This window comes from Azospirillum sp. A29, assembly GCF_042604625.1.
GTDB classification, from domain to species: Bacteria; Pseudomonadota; Alphaproteobacteria; order Azospirillales; family Azospirillaceae; genus Azospirillum; species Azospirillum palustre.
In genome coordinates this window covers 1,403,379-1,413,403 of record NZ_CP170460.1, presented here as the reverse complement: position 1 = coordinate 1,413,403, position 10,025 = coordinate 1,403,379, and the positions used below count along the sequence as shown (strand labels likewise).

The window sequence follows — 10,025 nt, the reverse complement described above, 5'->3', positions numbered from 1 at the left end:
TCGGCCTCGCGGCGACTTTTTGAGGAGCGCTGAAATCCGCAAGGCTTTACCGCCCAGCGGCACCGCAGTCTCGCCGGATGGCCACGATCACGGCTCAGCGTCGAATGATCGCCTTGAGCCAGGGCGAAATTGCAAAAACGTCGGTGAAATAGCCCTGCTGGATCACGGCACGCCCAGCCTTGTGAATGTTGGCGGGCAGCTTCCCCAGCTCTCCCTTGCGGGTCACCACATGGATGGAGCGGCGGAAGCCGGACGTCGGCAGCGGCAGCACGCGCATATGATTGAGATGCTGGCGGCTTTTCACCAGGGCCGTCGGCGGAAGCAGGCTCCATCCCATCTCCTCCGCCACCATGGCCATCACGGTGTCGGTCGCATCGAAGGCGAAGCTCCGCGGCACTTCCATACCCAGCCGGCGCAAATGCTGGTCCACCAGCCGGCCGAGCGCGCTGTCCGTCGTGCTGCGGATCAGCGGCAAGGTTTGGGACAGCGTCCGCAGGGCGGCTTCATCGACCACCTCGGGACAGCTGCGCGGCAGCAGCAGCACGAAGGGCTCGGTGAGCAGACACAGGCTGTCCACCTGATCCATGTCGTCGAAGCTGTCGTTGGTGAACAGGACATCCAGCCGGCGGGCGAGGAACTGCTCGCGCAATTGCCCACACAGGCCCGACGCGATGCTGAAGGACGGCACATGGTCGCGCAGCCGTTGCAGCAGCCGCGGAATGAACGGTGCCGCCAGTGTGTCGATGCAGCCGATGCGCAGTTCCGGCATGAATGCGCTGTCCGTTCCGCCGATTGCCGCCGGCAATTGCCGCGCGTCGGTCAGGATGCGGTTGCTCCAATGCCAGAGCCGCTGTCCTGCCGCCGTCAGCGCCATCGGCCTGATGCTGCGGTCGAGCAGCTGGGTGGCGAAAGCAGTTTCCAGTTGACGCACGACATGGGAGACAGCCGATTGGGTCAGCCCAAGCCGGCCGGCGGCGCGGGTCATGCTGCCCAGTTCGGCGACGGCAACGAACACTTCCAGGGATCCCAGGTCAAAATCTCGGTGATGCATGGGGCTCCGATCTGCGGCGGTTCGGGACAACTGCAAACTGCATACTAGCTTATGTCGACGCTGGTCATGAATGCAGCTCATCCCGACCATGAAAGAATTTTCTCCAACTGACCGGAGCCGCGGTTTCCGCGGCAGCCTCATCGCCTGCCTGCAATCACGCCGAGGTTCCTGCCATGACGCCTCTCTTCGACGAACCCACCCCGTCGACGGCCGCAGCCCGGCGGATCGGCGATTGGGTGGCCGGGTTGCGACGACGCGATGTTCCTGACGCGGTCGCCGCGGTCGCACTGGACTGCATCGTCGACACGCTCGGGGTCGCGCTCGCCGGCACCGGCGAAGAGTCCGCCCGGTTGGCGACCGACGAGGCATTCGCGAGCTATGCCGCCGGGCCATCGCAAGTGCTCACCGGGGGTCGTCTGTGCGCGGAGGGCGCCACCTTCGCCAATGTCGCAGCCGCCCATGCGCTGGATTTCGACGACAACAGCTATGCCGGCTTCGTCCACGGCTCCGCCGTCGTGGTGCCGACGGCGCTGGCGATGGTCGAGGAGGCCGGAGGTACGGGACGCGATCTGCTCACCGCCGTTATCGCCGGCGCGGAAGCGCAATATGCGCTGGCGGAGGCGGTCGGCAACGGCGTGTACCATGACGGCTGGTGGACCACGGCCCTGTTCGGCACCGTCGGCGCGGCAGCCGCCGGCGCCAAGGCGCTTGGACTGGACGGCCGGACGGCAACGGACGCCATCGCCTTCGCGCTCTGCGGAACCGGTGGCCTGCGTGCGTGCTTCGGCACCGGGGCCAAGCCACTGCTGGCGGCGCAGGCCGCAGCGAACGGGGTGCGCGCCGCCCGGCTGGCCGTGCGGGGCCTGACCGTGCCCCATGGGGTGGTGGAGGACCCACGCGGTTTCGCAACGCTGATGGCGGCGGGCCGCTTCGACCCGGCCGCCCTGGATAGTCTCGGCCGGCGCTGGCGCCTGCTCGATCCCGGCATCGACACCAAGCTCTATCCGGTCTGCCTGTCCGCCCATGCCGCCATCGACGCGGTGCGCGACCTGATGGCGGAGCATGGCTTGAAGCCGCAGGACATCCGAACCGTTCATTGCCGCGTCCCGCCGGTGGTGGCGGCCAACCTGACCTATCGGTATCCGGCGACGGCGGGAGAAGCCCGCTTCAGCCTGCCCTTCGCCGTCGCCTGCGCGATGCTGTACGGAACGCTCGGGCTGGAGCAGTTGGACGATGCAACGCTCACCGACCCGGACCTGCGCCACGCCATCGGATGCGTCTCCATGGAGGCCGATCCGGACTGGAGCGCCGATCCCGACCGCGCCCGCGCCGCCCCCGAGGGCACGGAGGTGAACGTCGAGACACAGGCGGGAGAGCGCCATACACGCTTCTGCGCCTCGGCACGCGGCACGGTCGCCTATCCGCTGTCAGCGACGGAGCGCGCGGCCAAATTCCGCGACTGCGCCGCCCGCGCCGTCGGGGTCGAAACGGCGGAGCGCCTCCATCGAAAATTGTACCGGCTCGAGGCCGAAGGCAGCCTGTCGCGCCTGTTCGACCCGGCACACCATGGCGGCTGCTCATGATGTCGATGAATATCGATCATGCTGCATAGCGGCTCCGCTGGGAGCGGCCCGTATTTTGACCATGTTGCCTCTGCCAACCATCCTGGGAAAAACATAAGGAAACCAGGGATCTCTCCGGGAGTGCACTGCACAATTTTTGCCCGCTTCAGCCCTTTGCCCAAATCTTAATCCGTTTGCTGCCCGGTTCGTCGTCCCGCCGGCGTGCTTTCCTCCGGCCGCGGCCTTGTGAGACCGTTTCGGTCAAGCAGGAACCAAGGTCCGCCGCAAGGGCCGGCAAACAGAGGGGCTTTCATGATGATGCGACGTTTGGTGGCACGCGCCGTGCTCTCGGCGATCCTCCTGTCCGGGACGGCAATGTCGGTCCAGGCCGCAGGCACGCTCAAGGTTTCGGTGGATTCAAACCTGAACACGCTGGATCCGGCCAAGATGAAGGGCGGCCAGGAGTATGTTGCCGCCTACCTGATCTTCAACGGCCTGACGATCATCGGCCATGACATGACGGTGAAGCCCGATCTGGCCGAACGCTGGGAGCGCAGCGACGACCTGAAGACCTGGACCTTCCATCTGCGCAAGGGCGTGAAATTCCACAACGGCCGCGAGCTGGAGGCCGAGGACGTCGTCGCCACCATCTCCCGCATCCAGGACAAGGCGACCGGCTCCACCGCCCGCGTCAATTTCGAGATCGTGGAATCGATGAAGGCGCTGGACCCGCTGACCGTCCAGTTCCAGCTGAAAAGCCCCTATGCCGGTTTCGCCGAGCTGTTCGGCGAACGTCAGGCCCGCATCGTTCCGCGCGACGCCGTCGACACGCTGGCCTCCAAGCCGGTCGGCACCGGCCCGTTCGAGTTCGTGTCCTTCGCCCCCGGCGACCGCATCGTCCTGAAGCGCAACGCGGCCTATTTCGAGCCCGGCCTGCCGAAGCTGGACGAGGTGATCGTGCGCATCCTGCCGGAATCGGCGGCCCAAGTGGCGGCGCTGACCACCGGCGAGCTGGATCTGGTGTGGAACCTGCCGTTGGAGGCCATCGACAAGGTCAAGGGCGACCCGAAGCTGAAGATCGATTCCGTCCCGACCTCGACCTGGGACGGCGTCATCATGAACAACACCGTGAAGCCCTTCGACGATCCGCGCGTACGCAAGGCGGTGGCGATGGCGCTCGACAAGCAGGCCATCACCCAGATTGCGCTGTTCGGCAACGGCACGCCGACCCACTCGCCGATCCCGCCGAGCCATCCCTACTACAACAAGGATCTGAAGATCGCCAAGGGCGACCCGGCCGGCGCCAAGAAGCTGCTGGCCGAGGCCGGCTATCCCAACGGCTTCGAGGTCACGCTGCACACGCCGGCCGGCCGCGCCACCCGCGAACGTCTGGGTCTCGCCGTGCGCGAGCTGCTGAAGCCGGCCGGCATCACCGTCAACGTTCAGCGCGTGCCCTTCGACGTCTTCCTGAAGGACATCGAGGGCAAGGCCGGCTTCTACATCGACGGCTTCTTCAGCCGCCCGACCATCGATACCTCGGTCTATCCCTGGTACCACTCGCGCGGGTCGTGGAACACCGCGCTGTGGAGCTATTCCAACCCGAAGATGGACACGCTGCTGGACGGCGCCCGCCAGGCCAAGAGCGAGGATGAGGCGAAGGCGCTCTACACCCAGGTCCAGGCGCTGGCGGTGGAGGATTCGCCGGGCGTCATCCCCTACGTCATCAACCACATCAACGGTCTGAGCGCCAAGGTCCACGGGTTCCACTCGCACCCGATGATGTTCCTCGACCTGCGCGACGTATCGGTCGACTGAGGTCGTTCGGGGACCGGCCGCCCGACGCCGGTCCCCTCATCTTCCCGCAGGGGATGCTGCCATGTTCGCCTACACACTGACCCGTCTCGTCTATCTGGCGCTGGTCCTTGCCGTGATGTCGGTCCTGATCTTCCTGGTGACGCAGGCGATGCCGGGCGATGTCGCCTCGATGATCGCCGGACAGTTCGCCTCCAAGGAGGTGGTGGACGCCATCGCGGTCAAGCTCGGCCTCGACCAGCCGCTGATCGTCCAGTACGGGCATTGGGCAGCCGGCATCCTGCGGGGCGACCTCGGCCGCTCGCTGGTGCTGGAACAGCCCATCGGCCCGATCCTGATGGAGGCGCTGGCCCGCTCGCTGGTGCTGGCCGTGGTGGCGCTGTTCGTGGTCGCGGTGGTCGGCATCGGGCTCGGCGTCCTGGCGGCGGTGCGGCGCGGCAAGCTGACCGATCAGCTGGTTTCCGGCGTCTCCTACCTCGGCATCGCGGTGCCGGACTTCTTCTGGGCCATCGTGCTGGTGCTGGTCTTCGGCAGCTACATGAAGCTGCTGCCCACCGGCGGCTATGCGCCGATCACCGACGGTTTCCTGCCCTGGGCCTCGCATCTGGTGCTGCCGGTGGTGACGCTGGTGCTGATGCTGCTGGCCCGCATCGCCCGGCTGACCCGCTCCAGCATGATCGACGTGCTGCAGACCAACTACGTCAAGTTCGCCCGCGCCAAGGGCATGCCTGAATCGGTGGTGATCCTGCGCCACGCGCTGAAGAACGCGCTGCTGCCGACCATCACCGTGCTGGCCATCGATTTCGGCCTGATCCTGGGCGGCGTCGTGGTGATCGAGACGATCTTCTCCTATCCGGGCATGGGCCGGCTGCTGCTGTTCGCCATTCAGCGCCACGACCTGCCGCTGATCCAGGCGACGATCCTGATCGTGTCGGCCGCCTACTGCCTCGCCAACCTGACCGCCGACCTGCTCTACGCCTTCGTGAACCCGAAGATCCGCCACGGCATGAGGGCCTCCTGAGATGACCGACGCGACCCCCGCCCGGCAGGCCCCGAACACCCTTCTGGCACGCCTGCCGTCCCTGCCCGTCTCGTTCCTCGTCGGCATCGTCCTGCTGGCCCCGCTGGTGGTGGCCGCCGTCGCCGGCTCCTGGATCGCCCCCTACCCTTATGATGAGATGAACATCATGAGCCGGTTGCAGCCGCCGGGGGCCGAGTTCTGGTTCGGCACCGACGAGTTCGGCCGCGACGTGTTCAGCCGCACCCTGGTCGGCACCGGCAGCTCGCTGGTGATGGGCGTCGCCGCCACGGCGCTGAGCCTGCTGGCCGGCGTGCCGCTGGGGCTGATCGCCGGCTACAAGGGCGGGCGCGTCGGCGAGGCGATCATGCGGGCCATGGACGTGCTGATGTCCTTCCCGCCGATCCTGCTGGGCATCCTGGTGCTGGCCGTCACCCCGCCGGCGCAGTGGAAGGCCATCGTCGCCATCGGCATCGTCTATGTACCGCAGGTGGTCCGCCTGACCCGCGCCATCACGCTGGAGCTGATGCAGGAGGAGTTCATCACCGCCGCCCGCCTGCGCGGGGAGAGCGCCGCCTACATCCTGTTCCACGAGATCCTGCCGAACATCTGGCCGCCTCTGGTGGTGGAGGCCAGCCTGCGCGTGGTCTTCGCCATCCTGCTCGGCGCCTCGCTCAGCTTCATCGGCATGGGGGCGCAGCCGCCCTCCTCCGACTGGGGCCTGATGATCAGCGAGGCGCGCCCCTTCGTGGAACAGGCGCCGTGGATCGCGCTCTGCCCCGGCTTCGCGCTGGCGACCGCGGTGATCGGCATCAACCTGCTGGGCGACGGGCTGCGTGCCCTGCTCGACCCCCGCAACACGGGAGCGCACTGAGATGATGACCGCTCCGCAAGCCCGTCCGGCGGTTCCGCCGGTGGTCAGCCCGGCGATCGCGCCCGAACCGGCGCCGCTGCTGGATGTCCGCGGCCTGACCATCAGCTACGGCAATGCCCGCGGCACGCTGCGCGCCGCCAGCGACGTCAGCTTCGCCATCCGTCCCGGCGAGGTGATGGGTCTGGTCGGCGAGTCCGGATCGGGCAAGAGCACCGTCGCCATGGCGATCCTCGACCTGCTGGGCGGCGGCGGCCGGGTGGACTCCGGCGAGATCCTGTTCGACGGCGTCGATTTGCGCCGCCTGCCGCCGTCCGAACGCCAGGCGCTGCGCGGCGACCGCATCGCCGCCGTCTTCCAGGACCCCTTCACCTCGCTGAACCCGGCGCTGACCGTAGGCCACCAGATCGCCGAGCCGCTGATCCAGCACAAGGGCCTCTCCCCCCGGCAGGCCGCCGCACGGGTGCAGGATCTGCTGGCCGAGGTCGGCATCCGCGATCCCCGCCGGGTCGCCGCCGCCTACCCGCACGAGCTGTCGGGCGGCATGCAGCAGCGGGCGCTGATCGCCACCGCGCTCGGCTGCGAACCGAAGCTGCTGATCCTCGACGAGCCGACCACGGCGCTGGACGTGACGGTCGAGGCCCGCATCATCGAACTGCTGGCGAAGCTGTGCGAAAGCCACCGGCTGAGCGCGCTGTTCGTCTCCCACAATCTCGGCATCGTCAACCGTATCTGTCAGACCGTCACCGTCCTCTATGGCGGCGTGGTGGTGGAGACGGGGGCGACCGGCCGCGTGCTGTCCCGCCCGGCCCATCCCTATGCCAAGGGTCTGGTCGCCGCCCTGCCGCGCATCACCGCGGAGCGCCGCCACCGCCTGCCGTCGATCCCCGGCACCGTCGCCAAGCTGGCTGGGCCGCCCGCCGCCTGTGTCTTCGCCCCGCGCTGCCCCTTCGCCGAGGAGACCTGCCGCAGCCAGCCCCAGGCGATGCTGACGGATGGAGACGGGGCCGGAGACGGGGATGGCGTGCGCTGCTGGAAGGCCGACGCGCTGGCCGGCACGCCCTGGCCGGACGAGGATTACGCCACCAAGCGCCGCCCCAGGGCAACGCAGCCTCGCTCCGCCCCGCTGGTGGAGGTCGACCATCTGCGCAAGATCTACGGCGCCAGCCGGTCCATCCTGCCCTGGCTGCGCCGGGCCGGCACCGTGGCGGTGGAGGACGTGTCCTTCACCGTCGGCCGGGGCGAAGTTGTCGGCGTGGTCGGCGAAAGCGGCAGCGGCAAGAGCACCATCGGCCGCGCCCTGCTGGCGCTGACAGAACCCAGCGCCGGCACGGTGACGTTCGACGGCGCCGACCTGACCGAGGCGGTGAGGCGCGGCGACCAGACCCTGCGCCGCCGCGCCCAGCTGGTCTTCCAGAACTCCGCCGCGTCGCTGAACCCGCGCAAGACGGTGGGGGCGGCGATGGACCGGCCGCTGGTTCTGGCCGGCCGGGCGGATGCGGAGGAGCGGCGCAAAACCGTCGCCAGCCTGCTGACCCGCGTCGGGCTGCCGGCCGCCTACGCCGACCGCTATCCGCACGAGCTGAGCGGCGGCGAGCGCCAGCGCGTCAACATCGCCCGCGCTCTCGCCACCGACCCGGATTTCGTCGTCTGCGACGAGGCGGTGTCGGCGCTCGACGTCTCGGTCCAGGCCAACATCCTGAACCTGCTGGCCGAACTGCGCGACGAGATGGGCCTGTCCTATCTCTTCATCACCCACGACATCGCCGTGGTGTCGCACATCGCCGACCGCGTGCTGGTCGTCTATGGCGGCACCATCTGCGAGGAAGGGCCCATCGGCCGCGTGCTCCGCCCGCCCTACCACCCCTACACCGAGGCGCTGCTGTCCGCCGTGCCGCGGCTGGCGGAGGACGGGCAGGAGGCGCCGCGCATCCTGCTGGAGGATGCGGCCCCCGCCCCCGGCGGGCGAGGCTGTGTCTTCGCCGGACGCTGTCCGCGCAAGCTGGGTTCGGTCTGCGACGAGCAGGCTCCCCCCGTCCACGAGACGGCCGACGGCCACCGCATCGCCTGCCACATCCCGCTGGCGACGCTTGCCGAACGCGCCTCGGTCTTTCCCGAACTGGCCGACGGCGACACCCGGCACTGACCGGGCATGTCCCCAACACCTTTTCAACGGCGCTTTCGAAGCGAGGCGCCGGACGCCGCCCCCTTGCCCTTTGATCACCCACCCTCAACCGAGCCGGGACTTTCCGCCATGACCGTCCACACCCGCATCCGTCAGTTCAACACCAAGAAGACCTATCCCGAGCAATCGATCGACAACGACCTGTGCCAGACCGTCGTCGCCCGCGGCACCATGGTCTTCGTCCGCGGCCAGATCGGCCAGAATCTCGACACCAGCGAGAGCGTCGCCATCGGCGATGCCGCCGGCCAGACCGAACAGGCGATGGCCAACATCAAGATGCTGCTGGAAGAGGCCGGCTCGCAGCTGGAGCACATCTGCAAGATCACCGTCTACATCACCGACCCGCGCTACCGCGAGCCGGTCTACCGCACCATCGGCAAGTGGCTGAAGGGCGTCCACCCGGTGTCGACCGGCCTCGTGATCAGCGCGCTCGCCCGCCCGGAATGGGTGGTCGAGGTCGATGCGATCGCGGTGATCCCGGACGCCTGAGGCTCCGCACCCGCCGCCAACCGTCAAGCCAACCGACAAGAAGAACCGCCACCATGAGCACCAGCCTGACCAACCCGCCGCGCCGCGAGCTGCAAAGCTTCCTGGACTTCCCGATCTGCACCGACCTCGACCAGCTCGACGGCCATATCGGCATTCTCGGCATCCCCTACGGCGATCCCTACTCCATCGACGAGGTGACCAACGACCAGACCAACGCCCCGACCTGGGTGCGCCGCTACACCGAGCGGGCGCTGCGCAAGCTGGAGCGGTGGGACTTCGACATCGGCGGCCCGCTGCTGGGCGGCAAGGACATCAAGGTGGTGGATTGCGGCGACGTGAAGGCCGATCCCCGCAACCTCGACCTGCATTACGCCAACGCCGAGGCGGTGGTGCGCCGGATGCTCGCCAAGGGCATGCTGCCCATCGTCATCGGCGGCGACCATGGCATCCCGATCCCGGTGCTGCGCGCCTACGACGACCAGGGGCCGATCACGCTCGTCCACATCGACGCCCATCTCGACTGGCGCGACGACGTGAACGGCGCCCGCAACGGCTATTCCAGCCCGATCCGCCGCGCCGCCGAGATGGACCACATCGGCCAGATCTTCCAGATCGGCCTGCGCTCCGCCGGCAGTGCCCGGCCGGAAGAGGTCGAGGCGGCGATTGCCTACGGCGCAGTGCTCGTGCCGGACGTGGAGTTGCAGGACATCGGGATGAAGGCGGTGCTCGACCGCATTCCCGACGGCGGCCGCTACTACCTGACCATCGACGCCGACGGCATGGACCCGACCATCATGCCGGCGGTCAACGGCCCGGCGCCGGGCGGCGTCACCTACCCGCAGATCCGCACTCTGATCCACGGGCTGGTGGCCAAGGGCCGCGTCGTCGGCATGGACATCGTCGAGATCACGCCGAAGAAGGACCTCAACGGCATCACCGCGATCACTGCCGGCCGCATCATCTGCAACCTGATCGGCAAGACCATCCAGGCCGGCTACTTCGACGCCAAGTGAAAACAATCGAGTGACGGGGATGGG

General features: G+C 68.2%; 8 protein-coding genes. 7 read left to right on the top strand and 1 reads right to left on the bottom strand.

Annotated elements, in window-relative coordinates; translation table 11 throughout:
- Positions 1 to 94 precede the first annotated feature (94 nt).
- Positions 95 to 1,141: a LysR family transcriptional regulator gene (locus ABNQ38_RS05985; RefSeq protein WP_377806205.1), complete on the bottom strand. Its 1,047-nt coding sequence runs from the start codon at positions 1,139 to 1,141 to the stop codon at positions 95 to 97.
- Between the two features lie 83 nt (positions 1,142 to 1,224).
- Here ABNQ38_RS05985 and ABNQ38_RS05980 point away from each other — a divergent pair, with 83 nt between their 5' ends.
- The 7 genes from ABNQ38_RS05980 (at position 1,225) to ABNQ38_RS05950 (ending at position 10,001) form a co-directional block, all read left to right on the top strand.
- Positions 1,225 to 2,634 carry an MmgE/PrpD family protein gene (locus ABNQ38_RS05980; protein WP_377806204.1) on the top strand — a complete coding sequence of 470 codons (1,410 nt, stop codon included), beginning with the start codon at positions 1,225 to 1,227 and terminating at the stop codon, positions 2,632 to 2,634.
- A 291-nt stretch (positions 2,635 to 2,925) separates the two neighbouring features.
- Positions 2,926 to 4,428: an ABC transporter substrate-binding protein gene (locus ABNQ38_RS05975; RefSeq protein ID WP_377806203.1), complete on the top strand. Its 1,503-nt coding sequence runs from the start codon at positions 2,926 to 2,928 to the stop codon at positions 4,426 to 4,428.
- 61 nt (positions 4,429 to 4,489) lie between these two features.
- Entirely contained in the window at positions 4,490 to 5,446 is a 957-nt protein-coding gene (locus ABNQ38_RS05970; RefSeq protein WP_109049872.1) for an ABC transporter permease, read from the top strand.
- Position 5,447: 1 nt separating this feature from the next.
- Positions 5,448 to 6,317: an ABC transporter permease gene (locus ABNQ38_RS05965; RefSeq protein WP_377806202.1), complete on the top strand. Its 870-nt coding sequence runs from the start codon at positions 5,448 to 5,450 to the stop codon at positions 6,315 to 6,317.
- 1 nt (position 6,318) lies between these two features.
- Positions 6,319 to 8,460 (top strand): dipeptide ABC transporter ATP-binding protein, encoded by a 2,142-nt coding sequence (locus ABNQ38_RS05960; RefSeq protein WP_377806200.1) that lies wholly within the window; start codon positions 6,319 to 6,321, stop codon positions 8,458 to 8,460.
- A 108-nt stretch (positions 8,461 to 8,568) separates the two neighbouring features.
- Entirely contained in the window at positions 8,569 to 8,988 is a 420-nt protein-coding gene (locus tag ABNQ38_RS05955; RefSeq protein WP_174473849.1) for a RidA family protein, read from the top strand.
- A gap of 53 nt (positions 8,989 to 9,041) precedes the next feature.
- A complete protein-coding gene (locus ABNQ38_RS05950) occupies positions 9,042 to 10,001 on the top strand; it encodes an agmatinase (protein ID WP_098738319.1) in 960 nt (319 codons plus the stop codon).
- The last annotated feature ends 24 nt before the right edge of the window (positions 10,002 to 10,025 follow it).

Coding starts and splice junctions, on each gene's coding strand:
- ABNQ38_RS05985 (WP_377806205.1), bottom strand. CDS start 1,141: ATGGTCGGGATGAGCTGCATTCATGACCAGCGTCGACATAAGCTAGTA.
- ABNQ38_RS05980 (WP_377806204.1), top strand. CDS start 1,225: ATGACGCCTCTCTTCGACGAACCCACCCCGTCGACGGCCGCAGCCCGG.
- ABNQ38_RS05975 (WP_377806203.1), top strand. CDS start 2,926: ATGATGATGCGACGTTTGGTGGCACGCGCCGTGCTCTCGGCGATCCTC.
- ABNQ38_RS05970 (WP_109049872.1), top strand. CDS start 4,490: ATGTTCGCCTACACACTGACCCGTCTCGTCTATCTGGCGCTGGTCCTT.
- ABNQ38_RS05965 (WP_377806202.1), top strand. CDS start 5,448: ATGACCGACGCGACCCCCGCCCGGCAGGCCCCGAACACCCTTCTGGCA.
- ABNQ38_RS05960 (WP_377806200.1), top strand. CDS start 6,319: ATGATGACCGCTCCGCAAGCCCGTCCGGCGGTTCCGCCGGTGGTCAGC.
- ABNQ38_RS05955 (WP_174473849.1), top strand. CDS start 8,569: ATGACCGTCCACACCCGCATCCGTCAGTTCAACACCAAGAAGACCTAT.
- ABNQ38_RS05950 (WP_098738319.1), top strand. CDS start 9,042: ATGAGCACCAGCCTGACCAACCCGCCGCGCCGCGAGCTGCAAAGCTTC.